Origin of the sequence: Dyadobacter sp. NIV53 (genome assembly GCF_019711195.1) — a bacterium.
Lineage (GTDB): Bacteria > Bacteroidota > Bacteroidia > Cytophagales > Spirosomataceae > Dyadobacter.
The window spans coordinates 1,476,491-1,501,566 of record NZ_CP081299.1 but is presented as its reverse complement, the minus strand read 5'-3'; the positions used below and the strand labels follow the sequence as shown (position 1 = coordinate 1,501,566).

Sequence of the window (25,076 nt, the reverse complement as noted above, 5' to 3'; positions counted from 1 at the left end):
ATGTGATTCCAAACCTATTATTTGGTTACAACTCTTAAGTTTCTTACACTTCTCACTTTAACCGGAGCATCGGGACGAACAAATAACACGCCGGACACGACAACTGAATCCCCAACATTTAAGCCCTTTGTGATTTCCACAAAATCGGCCTGCCTGGCACCTGTTTCTATATTGGTGAAAGCAGCTTTGCCATCTTTTACCACAACAACCTTTTTACTTTTCGCTTCCGGTATAATACTGTTTGCCGGAACCAGAATGCTGCTTTTATCGCTCGCGCTCAGATATACTTTTACAAATGAACCCGGACTTGTAGATCCCGAATTCAATACGGCCCTTACCGTAATATTTCTTGTACTTTGATTAACCTGAGGTTCCAGCGCAATAATCCTGGCTGATTGAACTTGTGAAGAGTTTTGATCAAGTAATACCTGCACATTATTTCCTTTTGCAACATATTTCTGATACACCTCGGGCACAGTAAAATCTATTCTTAACTGGGATAGCTGCTGCATGGTAGCAATAACACTGGTTGGTGTTACGAATGAACCTGCACTTACCTTTCTAAGGCCAATCACACCGGTGAAGGGTGCTTTTACAATTGTTTTTTGGATTAGTGCCTGTGTATAAGCAATATCCGCTTTTAAAATATTAACATTATTAATAGCTAAATCATAATCTGCCTGATTAACGCCATTGATATCCAATAATTTTTTTAGTCGTGATTCGGTTGTTTCTGCTAATTCAAGCTGCACTTTTGACCGGTTTACCTGGGCTTCCAGGTCAGCACTGTTGATTCGGGCAATCACAGTTCCTTTCGGAATGGATTTGCCTTCCGGAACATCCAGAAAAGTTAGTAAACCACTTACTTCCGGGCGGAGTTCAGCATATTCATTGGCAACTACGGTTCCGTTTACTTCTACCTTGTCAGCAATTTTTTCAGCTTTAGCAATAATTACATCGACGGTTGTTGGTCCGGATGCGCCTTTTTGTTGAAATGTGTCTTTTTTTCTTTACACGAAAACGTGATGAGTAGCGTACCCGTGATGAAAACTGAAGAAATAAAAGTGTTGAAATTTAATCTGCCTGACAGAGCGGGCCTAATGGGCATAGAATTCATAAAGGTCATTAACGTTTCCAGAGCTTGTTTGGGTTAGGAGACAAAAAAGGCAATATTATTACACCTTTCTTTCCGACATCAAAATTATATAATTAATCAGACCGATTAGACCTTTTATAATTATAAAAGTTTAATGCCAAAAAAATAATTTAAAAGTCCTGGGATATCACTTTTAAAAGGGTGTCACATTTCATTTCTGTTTCTTCCCATTCACGTTCAGGAACGGAATCTTCTGTGATACCAGCGCCAGCAAAAAAAGTGGCTATTCCGTCTTTTAACCTTACAGTCCGGAGATTAACATAAATATTGGATTCGCCTTCTATATGCACTGGGCCCAGAAAACCGCTATAAAAAGAACGGTCATATCCTTCATTGTTTGTAAGGAATTTGAGGCTTAGGATCTTAGGCTCACCACATATAGCAGAAGTGGGATGTAACAATTTCAACATGAGAGTAGGCAGTTCAGGAAAATTCAATGCATTGGTATCTACATCAAATTGCGTTCTCAGGTGGTATACGTTTCCTGCAAGAATAGTTTTTGGGCCGGTTTCTATATATTCCCTAAGTCGTATTTTTTTGAAGCATTCTACGATATACCTGCTTACCAGAGCGTGTTCTTCAATCTCTTTTTGTCCCCAGCGAATTTCATTCCTTGGAATTATTTCTCCGTTTATGTCATTGGCTTTTTGTGTACCTGCCAGTGACATGGTTTTAAAAATACCCGTCGATTTTTGCTCTACCAACGTTTCGGGACTTGCACCTAGCCACAGTTCATTTTGGGCAGGAAGATTAACAAGGGAAACAAAAGCGTGGGGATAAGTTTTTGCCAGTTTGAAAAAGGCTTTGGCTGGCTGGAACTGATCGGAATACGGAACTTCTTTCTTTTTTGATAATACTACTTTCTTAAACTGATTTTCCCTTATTGCGGTAACAGCCAGTTCAACAGTTCTTTCAAATTGTTTTTTTGAATCCGGATCTGGTAGAATAGAATTTTTTAACAAATAATCGCCCGATATCTCTTTTTGAGCCGCATCAGTATGCATCGCATTAGCCAGGCTAACCAGTTTTTTTATCTCGGGATGTTCTTCTCCAAGATGATTGTCCGCATGGGTTACCTGGTCAGTTTCTGAAAATGATACAATGATGTCTCCTTCCATGAAAAGCACATCCTGATCATCTTCCCAGTGAAAAGGACTTATAATAAAGCCAGGTGTTAAATTCTCAAAATCCGGCTGCTTTCTTGTAATGCCTTCACGTATTGAAATCAGGAGTTTAATTTCGTTGGTATATGGTAATTTCCATATTGCCGAAGGAAAACCCATTGCTTTGGATGCATTCCACAAATCCTCCGTCTGTAATCCAGTAAATATTGAAAACCTGGATTCTGTTTGAACTGAAACCATTTTTAGTCTGTAATGAGTCGTAATGTCACTATTGATTGACAAAAATTTATGCAAATTAGTTTATCCTTTTGCATCTATAATTGCTACTGTAAGTCTGCTTATACAGACAAGTTTATTTTCTTCATTTGTAATTTTAATATCCCAGATCTGTGTTGACCTTCCTATATGTATCGGCGTAACCCTGCCATAAACATATCCTGTTTTAACAGAACGAATATGGTTCGCATTAATTTCCAAACCAACAGCATGTTGTTTTTCGGGATCTTTTAAACAAAGGTAAGAAGCAATACTTCCCAAAGTTTCGGCCAGAACTACTGAGGCGCCTCCGTGTAAAATACCGAATGGCTGGTGTGTACGCTGATCAACCGGCATCCGGGCCACAAGATAATCATCTCCAACTTCTGTGAATTCAATTCCTAAATGTTGCGAAATCGTATTTTTACTTAATGAATGAATGGCATCGAGTGTAATGGAAGTAGTGAACATATCTAAAAAATGTATAAATTTGTAATGGCTCAATGAATCAGAAACAAGGTATTTGAAAAATTAATATTTAAATAATACAATTATTTTGAAAAGAAAGTCTATCTATCTTATTCGTCACGGCGAAACTGATTTTAATCGAAGAGGAGTAGTTCAGGGAAGTGGTGTAAATTCTCCTCTTAATGAATGGGGTGAGGCTCAGGCCACTGCTTTTTACAATGCTTATCAGCATGTTCCTTTTGATAAAATTTATACCTCCAATTTACTGCGAACACACCAAACAGTTCGCGGGTTCATCAAACAGGGAATTCCGCATGAGAGTTATGAGGGCCTGAATGAGATTTCGTGGGGGATAAGAGAAGGCAGAGAGCCAAATGTTGGTGACAACACCTATTATAAAGAACTTGTAACCGCGTGGAGAAATGGTGATATAGACTGTGCAGCAGAAGGAGGGGAAAGTCCGGTACAGGTTCGTGCACGGCAAATTCCTGTCATTGAAACGATTTTGTCCCGTCCACACGAACGTAATATCCTTGTTGCTATGCATGGCCGTGCAATGCGTGTGTTGTTAACTGTATTATTTAATGAGCCCCTGCTCAGAATGGATGATTACGAGCACAGTAATTTATGTTTGTATAAAATCAATTATTCCTACGATACCCAGAAATTTGAGCTGGAACTTTCAAACGATATAACCCATCTTCTCTCACTGGAAATTCCTCAAACATTGTAAAAAGCCGTTTGTGTAGGGGCGGTTCCTTTGGTGTATTTCCAGCCGTAACTTCTGCCTGCTTGTATACTTTTGTGACTTGTCTGTTGTATAATCGGCGGAAAAACTTAATTCATGTCCAAAAGACGCATTTATTGGCTCTTACAAATTATTGGATGGACCTTGCTCATAATGTTCGAGTACGTTCCATACGCACTCGAATTTGGCTTTGATCTCGGTACTTTTTATACGGCTATCGCCAATATCCTGCTTGGAATTGGTTTAACCCATGCTTACCGGCTGGTAATAAGGAAATGGAACTGGTCGTCGCTTCCTCTTCCGCGGCTTGCATTGCGGGTATTGTATTCTGTGTTATTTTTAGGACTGGTCATGACTCTGGTCAATCAGCCTCTGGATCGTAAAGTACTTGCAGAAAATCTCTTAAATCAACCACTTATATTTTGGGGTTATTATTCTACCTGGTGTAAAAATCTTCTGGCCTGGATATTGTCTTATACGGTTTATCATTATGTTGAGCAAACTCGACTGGCTGGTTATGAGAAAATTATGTTAAGGATGTCTATGCGTGAAGCAGAATCAAAAGTGCTTCGTTCTCAGCTCAATCCGCATTTTACATTTAATGCATTAAACAGCATCCGCGCATTGGTTTTTGAAGATCCTGCAAAAGCGCAGATCAGTATTACGCAATTATCCAATATTTTACGAAATTCACTTTTAGCCGACCGCCGAAAAACAGTTGATTTACAGGAAGAACTAAAAACTGTTGTGGATTATCTCGAACTTGAAAAAGTACGTTACGAAGACCGCCTGAATTACTCCATCGCTACGAATCCCCAGGCAGTCTATTGGCAGGTACCACCTATGATGTTGCAAACACTAGTTGAAAATGGAATCAAACATGGCGTTTCAAAAGAAATGGGAGGCGGATTTGTTAATATTACTTCGGAAATTGAGGATGATATTTTGTTCGTTACCATTCGTAATTCGGGGAATCTGGAATCGACGGAATCAACCAATTCGGAATCAGGTGGAGTAGGGTTGAAAAATACAGCGGAACGGCTTTCTATATTATATGGTAAAGGAGCATCATTCCGGATCTTTCAGGAAACAGAAAGAACTGTATGTTCGGAGGTCAGGATACCGACACTTTCTGACAATGCGATTATGATTGGAGAAAATGACTAAAATAAAGAATACCTTATAATAAGTAAAACCAAGGACGAATAACACTAACTATTTATAACCATAATACCCGGCCATGAGAACATTAATAGTAGATGATGAACGCCTTGCGCGTAATGAACTGAAAAGATTACTGGAACCTTATACGAAAATTGAGATAGTCGGGGAAGCTGCCAATGCCGATGAAGCGCTGATCATGATAGAAGAATTGCAGCCGGAGTTGCTATTTCTTGATATTCAGATGCCAGGCAGAAATGGGTTCGAGCTGTTAGCCGCTATTGAGGGCAAAAGCCCGGAAGTAATTTTTACAACGGCTTATGATGAGTATGCGATTAAAGCTTTTGAGTTTAATGCGCTCGATTATCTTTTAAAACCAATTGATAATGAGCGTTTAAAAGATACGATACATCGTATTGAAGAAAATCAGGCATTGCCGGACGTTCACCCTTCCACACAGGAAAGAGCAGAAAAAATATTGGGAGAAACGGACCAGGTTTTTGTAAAAGACGGGGAAAAATGCTGGTTTGTAAAATTGGGTAAAATTCGTTTGTTCGAATCAATGGGAAATTATGTGCGCCTGCACTTTGATGACCAGAAACCGCTTGTTTTAAAATCGCTGAATAATCTGGAAGAACGCCTTGATCCGAATACGTATTTCAGGGCTAACCGTAAACACATTATTAATTTGCACTGGATTGAAAAGATTGAGCCCTGGTTTAGCGGAGGATTACTTGTAACATTGCAGGGAGGCGATAAAATTGAAATTTCCCGTCGCCAGGCAATACGTTTCAAAGAGCTGATGAGTCTATAACATTCCTTCTGGTCTATTTAACTTCTTTAAAATGCGTCTATCCGGATATTTTACTTTACTGGCACTTTTTGCAATCACATTATCCTGTAATCCTGCTTCCAAAAAGGAAGTTGCTGAAACAGTACCTGGCCTGAATAATGGCAAACAAAACAAGGAAAAGTTTGGCTATTGTGATTCAGTTAGCAACAGTGGAGTTTCTGTACGGGTAAATTTATGGATGCCGTCTGATTCCGGTGAAGTCACAAAAGAGATAAGTGCTCAGCTTGATAAAAAGGTTATTGAAAGAATTAATTCATACGCCGATTCTGCAAGTGTTGCTTCCAATCCGGAAGCCAGAAATAGCGTAAAAGCGGCGTATGAAGTTTTTGCGAAAAATTATGCAGCTTTTAAAAAGGAATTTCCTGATGCTCCGGGTTGCTGGGAAGTTGAGGTGAAAGGGGATACAATTATGGTAACTCCAAAGGTTTTTTTATATCAGATAGATCATTATTCCTTTACAGGTGGTGCACATCCCAACAGTTTCAAATCGCTGCATATATTTGATGGAAAAACGGGTGCTGAAATGGAGATGAAAACTTTTGTTTCTGATACAGCTGCACTATTGAAGAAAGTAGAGGCGGCTTTCAGGAAAACCGAAAAATTAACCTCAGATAAGGATCTCGAAGAAGAAGGATATTTTTTATCAAACCACCGGTTTTTTCTGCCTGCAAATTACAGCTTCACCCGTAATGGTATCCTATTCTATTATAATCCTTACGAAATAGCTCCGTATGTAAAGGGCGTGATCCAATTTACTATTCCCTATGCGGAGTTGAACGGAATGGTTAAGAAGGAGCTGGTTTTTTGAAATTGAGGATTCACGCAGAGAAGGACTTGTATTTTGCTGATAATGATGAATTGAGTGCGTATCCACGGCTGATCCATGCGGTTATTCTCAAAGCTGTATTGAACAGCCGTGCCACGGATTATTATCCAAATTAATTAAACCCATAGCGTACTTTGCTAACCCATCACAATCCAGCGTTAAACTTTCTTAACCTTTCTTTTACATATCCCCGGAATCAATAAAACTATAAAACCCATTATCCGTGAAAATCATGTGATCCAATACAGGGATATCCAGAATATGTCCGGCTTCAACGATATTCCGTGTAAGATCTCTGTCCGCTTTGCTGGGTACTAATTGACCTGATGGATGGTTGTGAACCAATATCAGGGAACTTGCCAGATTCTCAATAGCCATTTTGAAGATCATTTTGGTATCAGCTACTGTACCTGTCACGCCGCCAATACTGATTTGGAATGGCCGAATAACTTCATTTGCCCTGTTTAATAAAATAATCCAGAATTCTTCATGGCGGAGATCCAGTAGATGAGGCCGCATTTCGTTGTAGACATCCTGCGATCCCATAATTTTTCGCCGTTTTTCGACAATAGTATCTTTTCGCCTGCGGCCTAGTTCCAGCGCTGCTATTATTGTGATGGCTTTAGCTTCTCCGACACCTTTGTTTTTCATCAGATCTTTCAGGCTCAGTTTTGCAAGGTCATTGATATTATTGGATGCACCATTCATAATACCTTTGGCTACATCGACCGCAGAAAGTTTAACCGTTCCTGAGCCAATCAGAATGGCAATAAGTTCAGCATCGGATAAAGCTGATTTTCCTTTCAGTAAAAGTTTTTCGCGGGGACGGTCTTCTTCCGCCCAGGTTAGGATTTTTCTTGGATTGTAGTAATCGTTTTCTGACATAGGAATTATGGATGAGAATCGCTGATTCCTATGACGAAACATGAAGAAAATAGTAATGGATAATTATTGTCCAAGTTCGCTTAATGCAGCGTGTGCCTTATTGTCAATGCTATTTTTGTATTCATGTTTCTTATAAGCCATGGCAGCTTTGAAGAAAAAAATAGCTTGTACATTTTGCTTTTTATCTTTCGATATATATCCTAATTGTAAGGCAGCGCTGGCACCAAATCCAATTGAAGAATTTTTAGTAAGTGTAACAGCACGCTCAAAATAGGAGACTGACTGCTCTGTTTTGTCCGATTTTTGTAAAATCCGTCCCTTACGGTAATTGAATTCAGCCTTATCTTCCAGGGTAACAAATGATTTTTCTGAATAAGGAGCTAAAATATCCATTGCCTGATCTAAAAAACCACCATCGGTTGCGTATCGGGACCGGTACAGGATTTTTTGCCGGAAAGTTATTTTGCCGGATTGGTATTCCTCAGCAAAGCTTTGTGCGAATTTATCACCTTCAATAATGGCACTTCCGCCAGCGATAATTTTTTTGATATAAATATCCGCATGCACATCATCATTAGCCAGCCACTCGCACATAAACAGCTTCATGTTACTGTCTTTGATGTAATTAAATCCTTTATACTCTTTCTGGAAAAGCAAATACCAAGACGCTGCACTATCATATTTGCCCCGTTGTAACGCTATTTCGCCTTTGAGGTAATTTAAAAAAGGAAAATCAATATATGTATTGCCGGTAGGAGCTGAACTAAGATAATAGGAAGCACTTTGGCTGTCTCCTTCCTTTATCAGGATTGTAGTCGCAAAAAAATGTAAAAGCAGATTATCCGGCTGATCTTTCGGTAGTTGTTTTATTTTGGCCAGTTGCTGCTCGCTTAATTGTAGCGTGTAAGCATGAAGCAGCAGATTTATCAACTGTGCTTCCTGGTGGAAAAATGGTTCTTCACTTATGACTGTTTCTATTTCCTGAACCCCTAATTTGATATTTCCTTTTAAACCTAAAATTTTAGTGACCCAGGTATAATTATCGGGTACTGAACCAATTAAAATATGTAGAAGCCCTAATGATTTTAAAGTAGGGAGAAAAGCCGGGAATTTTTTTCGGTTTTCATCAAGCAGGCGATAGGCTTTGATCACATCCCATGAGCCACTGATCTCATTGCCAAATTTGATTTTTGCAAATGCCCAGTGCATTCGTATCTCCGCCTGGAAGAAACGTTTGTAGGGAGAAGAATCGGGGAGCTTGTTCAATGAAGCCAGCCTTTCATCTTCTTTTTCTGACATTTTTTTGTAAGCTATTTTATCTTCTGAAATGAGCAGATAGTGCAAATCAGCATAGTTATCCAGATATTGGATAAATCCATTTCCAGTATTGCTTGCACGTTCTTCGTCGATCAGGTTACGTGCGGGCTGAATGCGTAGTTTCTGGATTTCAAAATATGCCTTTTGTAATTTGGGGGTAAACTTTACATAATAATTACTGGTATCTGCCTGAACCGTAAATAAGTATCCAACTGAAAATATAAAGATCAGGCAGAGTAAATGAGGATAGTTTTTGAGTTTGCAAATTTTTGAAAAAAACAATTCATTTTCAGCAACCGGGAATGTTTAGTATCAAAGACAAAAGCAGGTAACAACAAAAAAAGGTTGCCGGAAAGACAACCTTTTTACTCAATGATAATATTTTTTATCTGCGCTGATGTACTGGTTCAACACTTTCAACATCGGCAAGAATACGACCGCAATGTTCGCAAACAATTAATTTTTTGCGTTCACGGATATCTGCTTGTCTTTGTGGCGGAACAATACTGAAACATCCCCCACATGCACCGCGGGAAACATGTACAACTGCTAATCCGTTTAAGGAATTATCGCGAATCTTCTGATAAGATTTCAAAAGGCGTTCCTCTACTTTTTTGATGTGTTTTTCACGTTCTGACAGAAGTGCTTTTTCTTCCGATTCACTTTCGCTGGTAATAACAGAAAGTTCTCCTTTTTTAGCTTTAAGGTCTTCGTTCCTTTCGTTTAATACATTTTCAGCTCGGCTTGCATCATCTTCGATCAAACGTATACGGGCTTTTGCCTCGTTAATTTTTTTATCAGCCAGTTGCATATCAAGTTCCTGCAACTCAATTTCTTTGGTGATAGCGTCATATTCGCGGTTATTGCGAACATTCATTTGTTGATCTTTGTATTTTTTGATCAGCTTTTCTCCATCCTTCTGAGCATTTTTGAAGCTGTCAATCTCAGAATTTAAACTAGCGATTTCGCTTTTAAATTTTGATAACCGTGTTTCAAAACCGGCAATTTCATCTTCCAGATCCCTAACTTCTTCCGGAAGATCGCCACGAGTTTTCAGAATTTCGTCAAGGCTTGAATCAATTTCCTGCAATTTCAGGAGAGCGTCTAATTTTTGAGCGATTGTGTTTTCCATGTATGTCTTTAATGGACTTGTTTCAATGCGTAATTTGGTGAGAGAAAGTAAGTCGGCGTTTTTAACAGGTTATCAGATATTTAACTTTATAAATTGCTTTCTAAAAAAAATACTTGACAGGATTGGTATTGACCTCCGACAAACAGAGTGCGAAATTACTAAATTTTCCTGACAAATAATGATACAGTAAATCTTTAGTAAATACTTCGCTTTCGTAATGTCCAATATCACAGATCATTATATTATTTTCCGCATCAAAAAATTCATGATATTTATAATCAGCCGTTACAAAAACATCTGCATTAGCCCGCTTTGCATCGGATAACAGAAAACTTCCGGCTCCGCCACATACAGCAACCCGTTTAATCTTTTTTTCAAACGGAGCAGTGTATTTTACAACACCGGCATTCATCCGCGATTTTAACAACTGTAAAAAGTCATTCACTTCCATCGCTTCTGAAAGTTCCCCTATGGCCCCGGCTCCTACTTCCTGATTTTTATTTTCAAGTGCATGCATATAATAAGCAACTGCCTCATAAGGATGAACCTGATGTAAAACGGAAATAATCCTGGACTCCAAATGTGCAGGTAACATAACTTCGATCCGGTGCTCATTTACCTCTTCCAGATTTCCGGCTGTACCAATGAATGGATGCGCAGATTCATCAGGTAAAAATGTTCCGGTTCCTTCCAGTTTGAAGCTACAATTGTGATACTGTCCTATACTTCCAGCACCCGCTTCGAATAGCGCTTCCAAAACAGCCTGCGAATTTGCTTTTGGAGCAAAAAAAGTCAGCTTTTTCAGAAGCTGCGATTTTGGGGATAAGATCTTAACATTTTCCAGTCCGAGCCTTTCTGCTATTTTCCAGTTTACACCTTGTTTCACATGATCAAGGTTCGTGTGACTGGCATAAATGGCAATGTCATTTTTGATTGCTTTAATTACAGTTCTTTCAACATAATTACTGCCATTAAGTCTTTTCAGTCCTTTAAAAATAATGGGATGATGCGCAACTATAAGGTTACAGTTTTTATTTTTTGCTTCAGTAACTATTTCTTCTGTAACATCCAGGCTAAATAAAATGCCGGTAATTTCAGTTTCCGGACTTCCAACGAGTAATCCGGCGTTATCATAGCTTTCCTGATAGGATAGAGGCGCAAGTTTTTCCAGCACCCTGGTAATATCTTTAATTTGTGACATTTTTAACGAGTTACAACTATTTCATAATCAGAATGCTTCTGATTATTTCACATTTTATTTGCAAATAAATAACAATTTTAAAACCAAAAGTATTGCAATGGAAAATAAAAATACTAGTTTTGCACCACGTTAACCAGAAAGATGGTACAAACGAAACGGTTTGGTAGTTCAGTTGGTTAGAATACATGCCTGTCACGCATGGGGTCGCGGGTTCGAGTCCCGTCCAGACCGCCGAAAAAAAGCTCAGAGAAATCTGGGCTTTTTTTTATGAATTAGAGATTTAAGTTGGTTTGGATATATATATATGCCACACATGTAGTAGTCCGGGTAAGACGTTTCGCAGGTGCTACGATTGCCACGCAATTCAAGTCCCGCCGGATGGCCGTATCCCCAGACCGCCGAATAAAAGCTCAGAGAAATCTGGGCTTTTTTTATGCCTTAGATTTTTTCGTTACCTGGAAAATGCATGCCTGAAATAAATCAACTCGTAACGGATCGCCATTTAGCCTAATGCGGATGAACAGAGTTTCCTCCATAAGATTAGTTATAAAAAACCAGTACGATTTAATTTTTGCAGGATTATATATTTGAATCATCTTTCAAATACTGGAAGTAAAAAGAAGACTACTGATTTGGATTATTGTGATCCTATTAAAATGATATCCGAATTTATCTTCGAAGTCATATAATCCTTAAAATTCATGTGAATTTAATAAGCTCAATGCCAATATCTTTTGTAGTATTCGCTAATAATTTTTTCTTGCTGTTTTACAATTATTTGGGATTTGTAAGCTTGTTAGTATTCAAATTCCTTTTGAAAGTAAAACAATTACGATTAAACTCGATTTGAAGAATACAGATAAATTTTCTATTCAATAAATTTCGCTCTCAACAATAATATGTAAGGAATGAAAAATACAAATAATACTAAATTCTATTTACCGAAGTAGTCAGATAGAATAAATTATTTATTGGTCTTGGCGGAAGTTAGATTTTGGGGCAATATCAAAAAGCGTCTTGGAGCATTGTTGATTTGAACATGGATTGAAATTAGGTAACCATGTTGAATTGTCTTCGAATAAAAATACAAAAAATCCTGATTGGTATAATCCTAAAATTTTACCAACCAGGAATTAAATGTGATGCTGACGCTTCTCTATGAACGTATAAAATAACTGCTGTCTTCCTGTTGGTTTTTATCTCATCGATACGCTGCTTTTTGGTAACAATACCTCTCTTAATTTCAGAATATTATCTACTTCCAGCTTTTTAAAGATATTGGTCTTGATTGTACTGATTGTTGACATTTTTCTTCCCAACGTTTGTGCAATCAGGGATGTTTTCATGCCTTGGCTTAAATATTGCGCGATCTCGTATTCGCGGGATGTAAGGGAGATATTTTCTTCCTGGGAATCAATTTTTTCTACAAAATTTCCGTCCAGTATAATTTCTAATACATCATTGCAAATATACCTTTTTCCTTTTAAAACGTCTGTAATACAGTCAATTAACTCAGTTAGATTGTTTTGCTTTGACAAATATCCTTTAACGCCCGCCTTCAAATAATGGAAGCCCATTGATGTTCCCGGCTTTTCATCATAAAGTACAATTGCTGCCTTTGGATATTTCTTTTTTACAAGATTAATAAAATTAAGATTGTTACTATTGGAATCCTGGCTGATCCCTAAAATGATAAGATCTGGTTTTTGATCACGGTAGGATTCATAAAAAGTAACTATACTGTCAGATTCGAGTATTGTCGCCTCAGTAAAGTGATCTTTAATGAAAAAAACCAGTCCAGTGCGTAGAATGGGATGTTTGTCGATTAATGCAATTGTCATTGTGGTATGGTTTGTTGTGAATATTTTCAATATTTTGCAATCAAAAAAAGAATCAGTACTCCCGGCAAAGCCAGGAGTATGAAAGTTTAAACTCAACGTTATAAAATCGGTTTGAAATGCAGCTACAATTATGGTAGCTCTATTACAAGAAATGCTTATTGTTTTATTTTGCCCGCTATGGGATTAATTCTAATTTTTTATGTCAAACATAAATGACAATGATTTATCAAAAGGGTTTTTAATTGCTAATAAACTGACTGATATCGCCATATTGTTTGTAGCTGATGGCAAAAATACTATGAGTATTTTTTAAAAAATTGTACAAGGCGGCTACATTTTAAATTAGTGCAGTTTTTTTTACGTATTTATTAATACAGCTAAATACATAATATCTGTTTGGATGGGGAATGTTTTCTATTGATATAGAACAAATATAGGATTTGATTATTTATTATAGAATTAAAACTAATGACTTCCACTGCAATTTTACATGTAAATTAGCTTTGTCAAATATCTTTAAAGACCTCGTACCGCAGCATGACTTCTTCATTTAAAAAAAGGGTGTGTTCCTTAACAAATTCCGAATCCTCGCATTTTGTAATTTTCCCAATCTGGTTATAGGGAATCCGAATCGTAAATCTGTCATCGCTATCCTCTTTGTAAAAAACCAGTTTACATCTCATTCCGTCTTCCGTTAATTGTATATCGTCAATAGCATCATTATTAAAATACACCGGAGCAAAATTGGTTAGCTTGTCATGATAAAAATAATAATTGGCTAAAACCAGATAGTGTTTTGACCGATCGGAAAGATCCGAAATAATCTGATTAATGATAGCCAGCAGGTTTAAATCTACTTTTTCCATTTGCATATTTGATCCCCAGACCTTGATAAGATTTAATCTTAAATATTGTTGATAATCAATAGTTTGTATTTAAACCTGATAAAAGAATTATTCCCCGGAAGTACCAAACGGATGAAGTTGAAAAATAAAAGTGAAGAAGGGCATAAGGTATCTCCCAACTTCATCTCCCAAATAATTTATATCAATCACGGTTGTATAGTGCAGTCCATTTTTTAAGCCGCTTTTCTACATCCCGGGTCAGTTGTCCGGGTTTTAAACGCCATAACCAATTGTCTTTACTGGAACCAGGAATGTTCATTTTGCTGGTTTCGTCCAGATTTAATGCATCCTGAATCGGAAGCATCGCCGTTTTTACAACAGAAGAATAAATCATGGCTGCCATCACCTGATTTATATTGTTTTCATCCAGTTTGCGTCCTGCATATTCTTCCAGTCTTTTGCGCTTTTCCTCATCTATATCCTGTCTGAACCAGCCTTTTATTGTATTGTTGTCGTGTGTTCCTGTGTAACCGATAAAATTGGGTGTGAAATTATGCGGAATATGATCTGATTGTGGCATGTTATCCTCAAAAGCAAACTGCAGTACTTTCATGCCCGGCAAATTAAATTCATCCCGTAACCTGGAAACTGCGGCGCTATGTTCTCCAAGATCCTCAGCAACAAACGGTAATCCTCCCAACGCAGCTTCAACGGTTATGAAAAAAGCCGCATCCGGTCCAGGTTTCCATTCTCCGTTAACAGCGGTTTTCTCTCCGCCCGAAACTTCCCAATAATCGGCAAAAGCACGGAAATGATCCAGACGGACCACATCAAATAACTCAGTATTTTTGCGCAAACGAGCTATCCACCATTTATACTCCTGCTCTTTATTTGCTTCCCAGTTGAAAACCGGCATTCCCCAAAGCTGGCCATCTTCTGAAAAGGAATCGGGAGGTACGCCTGCAACTCCTGTCATTTTTCCGGTTTTATCTATGAGAAAAAGATTTGTATGTGCCCAAACATCGGCTGAATCATAGCTTACATAAAACGGAATATCTCCGAGTAGTTTAATATCCAGATTATTACAATATTTTCTGAGTGATTTCCATTGTTTGTCAAAAATGTACTGCACCCATTTTACAAACTGTATCTGATCAGCTTCAGCGTCTTCCAGATTTGTTAACGTTTCAGCATCCCGGAGCCTGAATTTTTCTTCCCATTCATACCATGGTTTGCATTCATTTAAGTTTTTCAAAACCATATAAATTGAAAAATCATCCAGCCATTCCTTATTATCTGTACAAAACTGTTCAAAGTTTTCTTTTGGAAACGAAATAGTATCCTCTGTAAAATTAGCATAAGCCATTTCAAGCAAATCTATTTTAACTCGCTCCGCTTTTTCGTAGTCTGTTTTACCATTCTGCGGTAAATAATATTCTTGCAAATTCGTATTTTCCAGTAAACCATCTTTAACGAGCACTTCCGGACTTATCAAAAGCGGATTTCCGGCCCGGCTTGATAAAGCACTGTATGGGGAGTTTCCCTGAGCGGCTTCTGTTGGATTTAGAGGAAGTAATTGCCATACTTTTTGGTTAGCACGGTTCAAAAAGTCAGCAAAAGCAAAGGCTTCGGGACCCATATCACCAATACCAAAATGCGAAGCCAGCGAAGTAATATGTACCAGAATCCCGGAATTTCGCTCGTTAGCCATTTTACTTCCTTGTAAAACTGCGACGGGGAAATTTTTAAACAGCTCAAAAGGTGAAAAATTGGAGGAATGTTCTGTTTTGTTTCCATCCAATATATTTTCCCACCCGGCATTCAGGCCTTTGGGAATAACAATCTGCGTATTTTTCCAATCCAGTTCGGATAAATCTTTTCCTTGTTTTTTACACAAACCAGCAGAATGTATAGGCACCGCTACAACCAGAAAAGTATTTTTATAACTACGTCCAAAAGCCAGAATATTATCCTTGTATATTCCCTTCACCTTCAGCGGAACATAATTGCCGTTTGAAAAAAGTGCATGATTTTCTTTCCGTAAACTGAAAAGCTGCTGTGTCAGCCAAAGTTTAATACACGCGTTGTTACGATCTTTCCAGAGGTTTTCCAAAAAGTTTTCCTGATCATTTTCAAGTTCAGTAAGCCATCGTTGTCTCTTTGCAAAATCAACCGGTCGCCTGTTATCAGGATCAACCAGGCTGAAATCCCACAATTCACAACCCTGATACACATCCGGTATACCCGGACAAGTAAACTTCAACAATAACTGCGCAAGTGAATTGACAATACCGTAATCGGCTATTTCACTTTGGAATTTTGAGAACTCTTTCCAGAAATCACTGTTTTTACTCATTATGGTATGTACAAACTCCTTCGTTCCGGTTTCGTAATCTTCGTTAGGTTGAGCCCAGCTGGAATTTGTTTTTGCTTCGCGTAAGGCTTTTTGCAAATATTCATCAAACCGATTGGCAAAGTCGTCCTCATCTTCGTCTGGCATGGGAAATGCTCCCAGTAACATTTGATAGATCAGATATTCATCATTGCTGTCTGGTGCGGACAACTTTTTCTTAAGTGGAGCATTGATCTCCTGCCATTTCTTAACGTTGTCAATCCAGTAATCAGGAAGTTCAGTGAGTACATTCAATCTTGCCCTCACATCTTCCCCGCGCTTGGTATCGTGTGTGGATGTAGCATTCAGCGAGAGGGGCCAGTCATTTTGGCGTTGTTTCATTTTTTTATGAAAATCCTCCATTGAAAGTCCAAAACTTTCAGGAGTATCGCCAACATCATTATGCCCAATGAAGCGCTCATAAGTATACATCAATGTATCTTCACCGCCTTTTGCCATAAGCGGACCAGTAAATTGCATACATCGCTGATAAAACTCTAATGCCCTTTCATTATATTCCTTATTACCCTCTTTTGTCTTTTCCAGTAAGGATTGCTCTATCAACCCGGCGGCTGCTGAAAGTTGGGGATGGATTTTCTTTACCTCATTAAAAATATTTTCCAATGCGGTAAACTCTTCATGATCAATTGGAAAACGGTTGCCATAATAGCGGTAAACCGGACAATGAATTAAAAATTCACCAATAGCGTTCCTGACGTTTTCTTTGCCGATTTCTTCGATATGTTCCTTCTCAGCGAGATTCAACTCTGCAAATAACTGAAATAAGTTTTCCAGTTCTCCGCCCATCTGGTCATATAGAATGTGCGATTTCTTTGTGAGCAATTGATTTTTTACGGGTAGTTTTTCTCCTTTTAATTCCTGATAAAAGTTTGTAAATGTTTGTTCACTTGTTTTATCAGTCAGTAAATTATTGACCATTGCCAGAAACTCATATCCGGTTGTGCCTTCAATTGGCCAGTTTTGAGGCAAATTTTCATCCTTTTCAAGAATTTTTTCAGCAACTATATAAGTATCATTGCCAGCCAGTTCCCGGATCTGGTTCAGGTACAACTCCGGATCATAAAGGCCATCAATATGGTCAATCCGCAATCCCTGAAAAACGCCTTGTTCAATCAGGGATTTAATAAGTGTATGGTATTCCTGAAAAACTTCTTCATTTTGAATATTAATACAAATGAGGTCGTTAACAGTAAAAAACCTCCGAAAGTTGATCTGGTGCTCTGTTTTTTGCCAGTGGCATAATTCATACGTTTGCAGATCAATTATCTCGGATAATTTTTCTTTGCTTTCATTTATTTCATCAAGTCTAACTTCAATGAGTTTTTTTATTGTTTCATTGTTGTACAGAGAAGCCAATTGTAATACAAGCTCATTCCATCTTTGGGAAAAAACCTGTGGTTCTTCCAATTCGTTAATTTCCTTGATTTGAGCCGAAATCTGAGCCATGGATTGGTTTTTAGTAAGCTCTTCCGAACTCAATATGGTAAGGTATGAACCTGAGTTAAGCGGGAAAGCCGATTCTTCATATTTGAGCACCAACCGGCCGGAAGCAAATTCAACCGTTACTTTATTGTTTTCCAAAGCTTCGTCCAAATCCGATTCCAGAAATGGAACCATGAGTTTTCCATGAAACAATCGGCTGTTCCAGGCAATGTCAAAAAACGATGCGTATACCGACTGCCTGCCTTTTTCGAAAATATCCATCAGCCAGGGATTTTCGGAACCAAAAGCCATGTGATTGGGGACAATATCCTGTAACCAGTCAATCTGATGTGTTTTTAAAGTTTTACTTATTTCAGACAGTTTTTCAAGTGTACCAATTTCCGGATCAATTTCATTGGGATTCACTCCATCATAACCGTGTGTGCTTCCGGATGTTGATTTAAAAACGGGAGAAGCATAAATGGTACTTATTCCTAACTTTTGTAAGTAAGGAATGATTTCTTCAAGATCTGTGAAAGTAAACGCTTTATGGAATTGTAAACGATACGTTGCAATTGGGTTATTCATACATGTTGGTGTAAATTGTAAACGATTCCGGCGGCAGCACCAGTGATAATTCTTCTGAGACTGACTCAGGTAAATCGGTTGGCCCGTTCCATTTTTTGTCAGATGATGCTAACAGTTTTGACCATACTGGTGCATAAACAGGAACCCGGATTTGCTGCGCTTTTCTTGAAAAATTCATCAGGCAGATAATATCCTGAATTTTATACTGCCGGTGTAAAATGATTATCTTCTGCTCTACATTACATTCCACAGATAATTCTTTTCTGTTTAAAACATGTATTGCCGGCTGCTGCTTTCTGATTTCAATTAGTTTGGTATAATAGCTGAGTAATGTTTTATGTGTTTCTTTATCAGTTAATTCCCATTGCAGTTTGGAATTAATGAAAGTTTCTTCGCCCATTGGATCGGGAGCTTGTCCTTCCCTATGAAATGCTTCGAACTCTTTCTTCCGGCCTTTCCTAACGGCTTCTGCAAGCTCAGGATCTGTGTGACTGACAAAATATTGGAACCTGTTTGTTTCGCCATATTCTTCTCCCATAAAAAGCATTGGAATGTAGGGACTTATGAAAACGGCTCCTGCCAATAGTTTTTGCATTTCCGGGCTAACCAGTTCGCTGGTGCGCTCTCCAAGCATACGGTTTCCTACCTGATCATGGTTTTGGGAGAATACAACAAACTGCTGTCCGGGATTGTCAGAAGCTTTAATTCCGAATCTCTTTTTACGATGATCCGAGTACTGTCCATCGTATACGTAGGCGTCCTGAAATGATTTTGCCAGAGATGTGATTCCGTCAAAATCTGAATAATATCCGGATCGTTCCTGTCCCGAACTGACCCTTAATGCATGATGGAATTCATCAATCCACTGGCTATCCATTCCATATCCGCCTTTATCAATCGCATTAATAAACCGCGTATCATTCAAGTCCAGTTCGGCGATCAGGTAATAGCGGCGGCCGGTTTCCTGCATCAGCTGGTCAACATGTTCTTTAATCTCTTTCAGAATATGAACCGGACTGAAATCCTTGATGGCATGAACCGCATCCATACGTAATGCATCAATATGGAAATCACGGAACCACATCAATGTATTTTCAATATAAAACTGCCTGACACCATCACACCACGAATCGTCGAAGTTTATTGCATTACCCCAGGGTGTATGGTATTTGTCTGTAAAATAAGGGCCAAAGCTTTCCAGATGGTTACCTTCCGGGCCAATATGATTGAATACAACATCCAGAATTACGGCCAGTCCTTTATCGTGGCATGTATCAACCAAATGCTGTAAACTCTCAGCTCCTCCGTACGAATTTTGAACACAAAACGGAAAAACCCCGTCATATCCCCAGTTACGGTCTCCGGAAAATTGCGCAACCGGCATAATTTCAATGGCCGTGACGCCAAGATCTATCAAATAATCAAGTTTATCTTCCAAACATGCGAAAGTACCTTTAGTCGTAAAGGTGCCTGTATGGAGCTCATATATGATAAAATTTTTCAACGGATGATTTTTCCAGTTTTGGTCCGACCATTCAAATGATGTGATGTCCATAGCCTGTGAAGCACCATGAACGCCATCCGGCTGTGATAAAGAAACAGGATCAGGAAACTGCTCGTTGCCGTCTAATATAAAACGATACAGTTCACCTGCTTTCAGGGCATTGGTTGTGAGCGTCCAATAGCCATGTTCTTTTCTTACTAACGGAATGCTTTGATCCAGGGACAGAATAACAATTTCGGCTTGTTGTACTTCTGGTGCCCATAAAACTACATTTGCCTGCCCTTTTTTATCGAAATTCACGCCAATGATCCGGGTGGCAATATTCACATTGTTCATATAATCAACCGGAATTTAGTTAGCTGCCGGTTGAAGTGATTGCAGATAAATACTATGCCAATCAGGAACAGGGGAATAGTAGAAAATTATTCCCTTTCTTTCAATTTCGTAGGTTAAAATGAATAACTAATGTAGAATCAATTGAATTAATTCCATGGAAAATTGATGATGAAAATTTGTTTGTAGAATATTTTGAATTCCATAAAATTCAATAAAGATCCTCTACATTATCACTTTGCCAGAATTCTTTTGTATTGACATCCATAATAGATATACGGGCGCCCTGTGATGCACCGGTATCCATATTCCATAAGTTCAAGGCATTGATCGGGACGGTAATAGCATATTTCGTGGTTGGAGTATGGCCAATGTAAATCTCCTTATAAAGTTTTAATCGTTTTGGGAAAAATAATGATTCAGTGTCCATTTTCTGATCCATGGCCAGTGCTGTTTCAAGGAGCGTTCTGTCGTTATTGAAATGAAAAGTAAAAGGTTCTTCGGTTACGCCTTTTATAGCTGTAAATCCTGCATGGACGAACAACCGGTTTTCTTCATCCAGATAATAGTCTTTGAAACCCTCAAAAAAAACGGAGTGCAAGCTTTTTCTTCCTGGCCGATTCCGGCGTAACTAGTGATAGTAGAACTGCCCTTATTTTCCAGCCAGGCCTGATCTGCCACATTTTCTGCAAGCCAGGAACCACACCAGATATCGTGATTACCACGAATGAAGGTACATGAGTAATGCCTGGAAAGATTCATGAGATAATCAATAACCTGATAAGACTCAGGCCAGCCGTCAACATAATCCCCCAGAAAGATCAATTGATCATATTGACCGATACCAGCTTTTTCTATCACTTGTTTCAGCGCTTTGTATGCTCCGTGAATATCTCCTAACACCCAGGTTTTTGATTTCATTGTATCAGACCTTTTCATGAATTGTATTGTAAGACAGTATTGCTTCTGCTATCATACAAAATCTCGTTCCTTTCATCAATTTGATGGCTGACGATTGCTGATAGTAATACGAAAGAATTCGACATAAAATCTCCTTAAAATACGGCGGAGTCAATATTAAAAATAAGGAAAATTCACAAACCTATCCGATTCCAAAATGTGCTCACATGCATACTATTCCATTGATACGTTGGGGAGTAATATTATTAAAGTATTGGAAGGATAAAAGAGATACTAATGTAAAATATATTTGCCACCAAGTTACCGGGACACCAAGTATCAACCTTGAATTTGTGCGGTGGTAACTCGTTGGCAATAAGCATTTTACTTTGTAAACCCAAAATCCTGCGAATTCAATAAACCAGCCGGCACATTTAATTTACCCGTTTTAGCGTCAATCAGGCCGTTCTGCTCTTCTTCAATGTTGGTAGCCTGCGTATAAATATCACCTGCTACTGGCCTTTTTCGCAATTCGTCCTTGAATGATTTTATTAAAGTCGCTCTTGCGTCATCATTTTGTGGGCCGCCATAATTGGCAAAACCAAAACCTCCCCATTCACTAACGATCAATGGAACCTGTTTGCGGAAAAAGTATGGGTCGCCTACCACCAGCGGAAACGCAGCAACGGTATCCAGTTTTCCAGCCGACAGATCGTCCAGCATCTGGTTCCATCTGTGAGGGTCTGCGGTATACAAATGGGCTGTTAACAAATCTGATTTGAGACTTCCTTCATACGAAATATGCTGCCAGCCATCATTGTCAACCACCAGAAACTGCGGATAAGCAATTTGCATATAATGGTAAGTGTCCATAATGTACTGCCTTGTTTCGGGATTGGTAGCAATATCCTGTGCGCCCCAGTCTTCGTTATACAAACTCCAGATAATAACCGAAGGATGTGTTCCGATCAGCGCCAGCATTCTTAATAATTCGTTTCGGTGATTGTCCCGGCTTTTCATACTCGACTGATGCGGGCTTGGTACTTCAACCCAAAGAAGCATTCCTATTTTATCAGCCAGTTTATAGATACGCGGATCGACCCCGGAAATATGGATCCTTACCAGATTACAGCCCAAATCTTTCATGGCATACATATGCCTCTTTATTTCTTCGTAAGAAGATGCACCTGGCTGATATAGAATACCATCCATATAAACAGGTTCATGGTTCAGGTATAAACAGCTTCCATGCGCTTCAATTTTCCTAAGCCCAAACCCGGTTTCTATTTCTGCTATATAACCATCTTTATCAATGAGCTGCGCTACAAGGCGATATAAAGCAGGGGATTGTGGAGACCAGTATTTTGCGTCAGGGATTTTCATTACCAGCCGTTGCGATTTTTGCCCGGAATGCAAAACTATTGGAAATTCGTCTTCTGCAATCGGATTAGGATTACCGGATTTGTCATCATAAACTTTCAAATGGATTTTGTATGAACCAGGATCTTGTATACGTGTAGTCAGGTTAAAACGTACCAGGTTATCCTCAATAATACTAATAACACCAACCCTCGAGCGTAAACGGTTTCTCTCCACCGTTTCGAGCCAGATACTTCTTACCGCACCCGTGTAAGTCTGATACCAGATACCTCCACGTTTATAAACACGTGATTCCTGTTTGCCGCGCGTAAGATCCGCATCCATAGAACTGGCGATCCTGACTGTTATTCTATTAACCGGGAGCAGGATTTTTTTCATCCAGTTCGTACGAAAAGGAAGTATACTCACCTGTATGCACTTCTTCACCTTCAATGGTAGTTAGCGGAAAACCATTTAGCCAAACCTGTGTTTCATATCCGCAGGCTCCAAAAGAGAGCTGAAAAAGCGAACCCGGATCTTGTGGATCAGCCTCAAGCTGAGGAAGATCAAAATTCCGTTCGTACCAAACCACCACTTTGTCCTGCCAGGACTCAGATTTTATTGCCTGTGATATATGAGTCTCCACACTTCCCGGCCAGTGTGCAATTTGTTCATAGTCATGTTTTATAAACCATTTTTCCTGTAAACCATTGTCGTGAATATCATGTGAAAACCTCCATTCTCCGTCGAGCAGCAAGTATTCATTTGGACGGATTACCGCACGTGGTAATGGATAAACATAATTTTCATTGTCAACTAATTCTTCCTTCGATTTAGAAAACCCGTAATTTGGATGTATTGCCACTGTGGTCATGAGTTACTTATACTTAAATAATACGCCTTTACGGTTACATAAAAAACAATCATTCCATGTACCTGCATATTACAAATAAAAAGGCCGCTGTGTGCGACCTTTAAGAAATAATATAACATGTTAATTTATCAATACCGAACGAAGTTTTACCTCCGGGTGTCAAACATTTCGATGGTTTAACCTTGAATCAATTATTTAACCATTAAGGAATTAAGGTTATTTAGGTTTAGAGTTGCAGGATAAACATTGATGGATTAAGCGTTCGACTTACATGTCAAAGCATTAACAATTAAACCTTAATAATTTAAACTCCTGCTTCCCGTTTATTTCTGGCATTTTTGGAAATTAATATCCAGCCAAGTACAAGTACTGCGGCTATTCCACTTATTGCTACAATGGCTGTATAGGAATCCGCTTCCTTTTGAGGAACATACACAACCCCGTTTTTATCAGCAATCGCCGGTTCACTTACGTATCGTCCATGTTTTGGAATAGCCTGGTCTTTAAACTCTTCGGCAAGTTCTTCTAATTCCAGCAGCATTTCATTCCCGCTCATGGGCTTACCATGTCCGGCAGCGACGATTTCAGGTTCAAGGGCAGCAAGGATCTGTACTGATTCTTCTGCCTGTGCCCAGTCGTAAGTAAAATATTTCGGAGGGCCGCTTATGACCTGATATTGTAAAATAACCGACAGAGCAGATTCCTGCCGGGTGGTAACAAACGCATCTCCTGCTATAAGTATTTTATCCTTTTCCCGCCATAAACTTATATGGCCGGGAGCATGGCCTGGAGTGTGTATATAACGCCAGTCGGGCAAGCCGGGAACGCTGGAGTCTTTCGGTAATGATTTGATATGCCTTTTAATATCAATGGGTTCGTTGGGATAAAAATCTGCAAGAAAACTCATTGCACCACCTCCGACTGTTGAATCCGGAGGTGGATACGATGATTTTCCTGTTAGATATGGCAACTCCAGATAATGTGCATAAATTGGAATCTGCCACCACTCTGCCAGTTGTGCTACCGAACCGACATGATCAAAATGGCCGTGTGTAAGAATAATTGCTTCCGGGTGATTTTGTTCACCAAAAGCTCAACCGCCATATTTTTGATTTTTGAGTAAGATGATTTAAATCCAGTATCAAGTAACACCCAGGAGTAATCTTCTTCATCCTGAATCATATAAATGTTTACAAGTATATCTTTCAGTCCCCAAACACCCGGTGCTACTTCAAAATAATCACTAACGGTTCGCTTACCTTTCATAGTTAAATGTATTCATAGTTAAAATACGTTAGGCTAAGTGTAACTAGTCAAGTAATGTTTGCTTTCAATTACTATTCATTTTGTAATATACCAAAAAATGAATAATTAGTACTATTCTGAACCGTGCGGCATGCTGACCTGTACCTTGCGAACCACTAAATAATTCTAGTCATTCGGTTTGCGTGGATTTGCAGTTGTGTCACTACTGTTTGTTGTTCCTGTTGAATTAGGAGTTTTGCTTGTAGTGTCTGCCTTCATCTCGGTAGTGCTTTTGTTTGTTGTATCCATAGCCATTCCTGGTTTTTTACCTTTGATCAGTGTGTCTTCGGAAGGATTCCCGGTTGATGGGGTACTTGGCTGTGAATTGAGCGGAGTAGACGGAGTCGTTGTTGTTTGAGCGTACGTGATGCCTGACACAAATAGGAGTGCTGGTAAGGCAATCTTTGTAAGATTTTTCATATTGTGACTTATTTAGTTGATATTGAGTTATATCAGAATTTGTGGTATCAAAATTTGTTCCAGTTTCAGCTCAAATCCTGCTTATACGAAAGCCGCTTCGCTGACTTTAGATAATTTGTGATCAAAATCCCTGCAATTATTCAAAT

23 protein-coding genes and 1 tRNA gene are annotated in these 25,076 nt (G+C 38.8%); 6 read left to right on the top strand and 18 right to left on the bottom strand.

Annotated elements, in window-relative coordinates:
- Nucleotides 1-17: 17 nt before the first annotated feature.
- The 3 genes from KZC02_RS05985 to KZC02_RS05975 form a co-directional block, all read right to left on the bottom strand.
- A complete protein-coding gene (locus KZC02_RS05985; protein WP_229254455.1) occupies nt 18-932 on the bottom strand; it encodes an efflux RND transporter periplasmic adaptor subunit in 915 nt (304 codons plus the stop codon).
- Nucleotides 933-1,266: 334 nt separating this feature from the next.
- Complete coding sequence (locus KZC02_RS05980; RefSeq protein WP_229254010.1) at nt 1,267-2,520, bottom strand: chorismate-binding protein; 1,254 nt, start codon at nt 2,518-2,520, stop codon at nt 1,267-1,269.
- Between the two features lie 60 nt (nt 2,521-2,580).
- Nucleotides 2,581-3,006, bottom strand: a complete 426-nt coding sequence (locus tag KZC02_RS05975) for a hotdog fold thioesterase (RefSeq protein WP_221393275.1) — start codon at nt 3,004-3,006, stop codon at nt 2,581-2,583.
- Between the two features lie 85 nt (nt 3,007-3,091).
- Here KZC02_RS05975 and KZC02_RS05970 point away from each other — a divergent pair, with 85 nt between their 5' ends.
- The 5 genes from KZC02_RS05970 to KZC02_RS05950 all read left to right on the top strand — a co-directional run bounded on the left by KZC02_RS05970 (nt 3,092) and on the right by KZC02_RS05950 (nt 6,707).
- Nucleotides 3,092-3,736 carry a histidine phosphatase family protein gene (locus tag KZC02_RS05970; protein ID WP_221393274.1) on the top strand — a complete coding sequence of 215 codons (645 nt, stop codon included), beginning with the start codon at nt 3,092-3,094 and terminating at the stop codon, nt 3,734-3,736.
- 111 nt (nt 3,737-3,847) lie between these two features.
- On the top strand, nt 3,848-4,918 hold the full coding sequence (locus KZC02_RS05965) for a sensor histidine kinase (protein WP_221393273.1): 1,071 nt from the start codon (nt 3,848-3,850) through the stop codon (nt 4,916-4,918).
- Between the two features lie 73 nt (nt 4,919-4,991).
- Entirely contained in the window at nt 4,992-5,726 is a 735-nt protein-coding gene (locus tag KZC02_RS05960) for a LytTR family DNA-binding domain-containing protein (RefSeq protein ID WP_221393272.1), read from the top strand.
- Between the two features lie 31 nt (nt 5,727-5,757).
- Nucleotides 5,758-6,573 carry a DUF3298 and DUF4163 domain-containing protein gene (locus KZC02_RS05955; protein WP_221393271.1) on the top strand — a complete coding sequence of 272 codons (816 nt, stop codon included), beginning with the start codon at nt 5,758-5,760 and terminating at the stop codon, nt 6,571-6,573.
- Nucleotides 6,570-6,707 carry a hypothetical protein gene (locus KZC02_RS05950; protein ID WP_221393270.1) on the top strand — a complete coding sequence of 46 codons (138 nt, stop codon included), beginning with the start codon at nt 6,570-6,572 and terminating at the stop codon, nt 6,705-6,707. The genes KZC02_RS05955 and KZC02_RS05950 overlap by 4 nt, the downstream gene beginning before the upstream one ends.
- 64 nt (nt 6,708-6,771) lie before the next feature.
- Here the strand turns inward: KZC02_RS05950 and radC are convergent, their stop codons facing one another.
- The 4 genes from radC to KZC02_RS05930 all read right to left on the bottom strand — a co-directional run bounded on the left by radC (nt 6,772) and on the right by KZC02_RS05930 (nt 11,126).
- The gene (radC, locus tag KZC02_RS05945) at nt 6,772-7,476 is read right to left on the bottom strand and encodes a RadC family protein (protein ID WP_221393269.1); all 705 of its coding nucleotides are present in this window, start codon (nt 7,474-7,476) and stop codon (nt 6,772-6,774) included.
- A 63-nt stretch (nt 7,477-7,539) separates the two neighbouring features.
- Nucleotides 7,540-9,075, bottom strand: coding sequence for a hypothetical protein (locus KZC02_RS05940; protein WP_229254009.1), 1,536 nt, complete (start codon nt 9,073-9,075; stop codon nt 7,540-7,542).
- 103 nt (nt 9,076-9,178) lie between these two features.
- The gene (locus tag KZC02_RS05935) at nt 9,179-9,925 is read right to left on the bottom strand and encodes a zinc ribbon domain-containing protein (RefSeq protein ID WP_221393268.1); all 747 of its coding nucleotides are present in this window, start codon (nt 9,923-9,925) and stop codon (nt 9,179-9,181) included.
- Nucleotides 9,926-10,025: 100 nt separating this feature from the next.
- On the bottom strand, nt 10,026-11,126 hold the full coding sequence (locus tag KZC02_RS05930) for a Nif3-like dinuclear metal center hexameric protein (RefSeq protein ID WP_221393267.1): 1,101 nt from the start codon (nt 11,124-11,126) through the stop codon (nt 10,026-10,028).
- 157 nt (nt 11,127-11,283) lie between these two features.
- Between KZC02_RS05930 and KZC02_RS05925 the strand changes: the two genes are divergently transcribed.
- Nucleotides 11,284-11,357 (top strand) — tRNA-Asp (locus tag KZC02_RS05925).
- Between the two features lie 965 nt (nt 11,358-12,322).
- Here KZC02_RS05925 and KZC02_RS05920 read toward each other — a convergent pair.
- The 11 genes from KZC02_RS05920 to KZC02_RS05875 all read right to left on the bottom strand — a co-directional run bounded on the left by KZC02_RS05920 (nt 12,323) and on the right by KZC02_RS05875 (nt 24,930).
- The gene (locus KZC02_RS05920) at nt 12,323-12,967 is read right to left on the bottom strand and encodes a response regulator transcription factor (RefSeq protein WP_221393266.1); all 645 of its coding nucleotides are present in this window, start codon (nt 12,965-12,967) and stop codon (nt 12,323-12,325) included.
- A gap of 506 nt (nt 12,968-13,473) precedes the next feature.
- Nucleotides 13,474-13,833, bottom strand: a complete 360-nt coding sequence (locus tag KZC02_RS05915; protein WP_221393265.1) for a hypothetical protein — start codon at nt 13,831-13,833, stop codon at nt 13,474-13,476.
- A 181-nt stretch (nt 13,834-14,014) separates the two neighbouring features.
- On the bottom strand, nt 14,015-18,235 hold the full coding sequence (gene treY / locus KZC02_RS05910) for a malto-oligosyltrehalose synthase (protein ID WP_221393264.1): 4,221 nt from the start codon (nt 18,233-18,235) through the stop codon (nt 14,015-14,017).
- Nucleotides 18,228-20,075 carry a malto-oligosyltrehalose trehalohydrolase gene (treZ, locus tag KZC02_RS05905; RefSeq protein ID WP_221393263.1) on the bottom strand — a complete coding sequence of 616 codons (1,848 nt, stop codon included), beginning with the start codon at nt 20,073-20,075 and terminating at the stop codon, nt 18,228-18,230. The genes treY and treZ overlap by 8 nt, the downstream gene beginning before the upstream one ends.
- Nucleotides 20,076-20,283: 208 nt before the next feature.
- Nucleotides 20,284-20,616, bottom strand: a complete 333-nt coding sequence (locus tag KZC02_RS05900; RefSeq protein WP_221393262.1) for a hypothetical protein — start codon at nt 20,614-20,616, stop codon at nt 20,284-20,286.
- Nucleotides 20,586-21,011 (bottom strand): metallophosphoesterase, encoded by a 426-nt coding sequence (locus KZC02_RS05895; RefSeq protein WP_221393261.1) that lies wholly within the window; start codon nt 21,009-21,011, stop codon nt 20,586-20,588. The genes KZC02_RS05900 and KZC02_RS05895 overlap by 31 nt, the downstream gene beginning before the upstream one ends.
- Before the next feature lie 345 nt (nt 21,012-21,356).
- Nucleotides 21,357-22,730 carry a glycoside hydrolase family 2 gene (locus tag KZC02_RS05890; RefSeq protein ID WP_310590410.1) on the bottom strand — a complete coding sequence of 458 codons (1,374 nt, stop codon included), beginning with the start codon at nt 22,728-22,730 and terminating at the stop codon, nt 21,357-21,359.
- Entirely contained in the window at nt 22,705-23,205 is a 501-nt protein-coding gene (locus KZC02_RS32820) for a hypothetical protein (protein ID WP_310590409.1), read from the bottom strand. Before KZC02_RS32820 ends, KZC02_RS05890 begins: the two co-directional genes overlap by 26 nt.
- A 304-nt stretch (nt 23,206-23,509) precedes the next feature.
- Entirely contained in the window at nt 23,510-24,265 is a 756-nt protein-coding gene (locus tag KZC02_RS05885; protein ID WP_229254454.1) for an MBL fold metallo-hydrolase, read from the bottom strand.
- Entirely contained in the window at nt 24,226-24,471 is a 246-nt protein-coding gene (locus KZC02_RS05880; protein ID WP_221393260.1) for a hypothetical protein, read from the bottom strand. The genes KZC02_RS05885 and KZC02_RS05880 overlap by 40 nt, the downstream gene beginning before the upstream one ends.
- A 165-nt stretch (nt 24,472-24,636) precedes the next feature.
- Nucleotides 24,637-24,930, bottom strand: coding sequence for a hypothetical protein (locus KZC02_RS05875; protein WP_221393259.1), 294 nt, complete (start codon nt 24,928-24,930; stop codon nt 24,637-24,639).
- Nucleotides 24,931-25,076 lie beyond the last annotated feature (146 nt).

Excerpts from the sequence above, each read along its gene's own strand:
- KZC02_RS05955 (WP_221393271.1), top strand. The coding sequence starts at position 5,758 with ATGCGTCTATCCGGATATTTTACTTTACTGGCACTTTTTGCAATCACA.
- KZC02_RS05880 (WP_221393260.1), bottom strand. The coding sequence starts at position 24,471 with ATGAAAGGTAAGCGAACCGTTAGTGATTATTTTGAAGTAGCACCGGGT.
- radC (WP_221393269.1), bottom strand. The coding sequence starts at position 7,476 with ATGTCAGAAAACGATTACTACAATCCAAGAAAAATCCTAACCTGGGCG.
- KZC02_RS05930 (WP_221393267.1), bottom strand. The coding sequence starts at position 11,126 with ATGTCACAAATTAAAGATATTACCAGGGTGCTGGAAAAACTTGCGCCT.
- KZC02_RS05890 (WP_310590410.1), bottom strand. The coding sequence starts at position 22,730 with ATGAAAAAAATCCTGCTCCCGGTTAATAGAATAACAGTCAGGATCGCC.
- KZC02_RS05980 (WP_229254010.1), bottom strand. The coding sequence starts at position 2,520 with ATGGTTTCAGTTCAAACAGAATCCAGGTTTTCAATATTTACTGGATTA.
- KZC02_RS05960 (WP_221393272.1), top strand. The coding sequence starts at position 4,992 with ATGAGAACATTAATAGTAGATGATGAACGCCTTGCGCGTAATGAACTG.
- KZC02_RS05895 (WP_221393261.1), bottom strand. The coding sequence starts at position 21,011 with ATGAAAAGGTCTGATACAATGAAATCAAAAACCTGGGTGTTAGGAGAT.
- treZ (WP_221393263.1), bottom strand. The coding sequence starts at position 20,075 with ATGAACAATGTGAATATTGCCACCCGGATCATTGGCGTGAATTTCGAT.
- KZC02_RS05965 (WP_221393273.1), top strand. The coding sequence starts at position 3,848 with ATGTCCAAAAGACGCATTTATTGGCTCTTACAAATTATTGGATGGACC.
- KZC02_RS05915 (WP_221393265.1), bottom strand. The coding sequence starts at position 13,833 with ATGGAAAAAGTAGATTTAAACCTGCTGGCTATCATTAATCAGATTATT.
- KZC02_RS05975 (WP_221393275.1), bottom strand. The coding sequence starts at position 3,006 with ATGTTCACTACTTCCATTACACTCGATGCCATTCATTCATTAAGTAAA.
- KZC02_RS05920 (WP_221393266.1), bottom strand. The coding sequence starts at position 12,967 with ATGACAATTGCATTAATCGACAAACATCCCATTCTACGCACTGGACTG.
- KZC02_RS32820 (WP_310590409.1), bottom strand. The coding sequence starts at position 23,205 with ATGACCACAGTGGCAATACATCCAAATTACGGGTTTTCTAAATCGAAG.
- treY (WP_221393264.1), bottom strand. The coding sequence starts at position 18,235 with ATGAATAACCCAATTGCAACGTATCGTTTACAATTCCATAAAGCGTTT.
- KZC02_RS05875 (WP_221393259.1), bottom strand. The coding sequence starts at position 24,930 with ATGAAAAATCTTACAAAGATTGCCTTACCAGCACTCCTATTTGTGTCA.
- KZC02_RS05935 (WP_221393268.1), bottom strand. The coding sequence starts at position 9,925 with ATGGAAAACACAATCGCTCAAAAATTAGACGCTCTCCTGAAATTGCAG.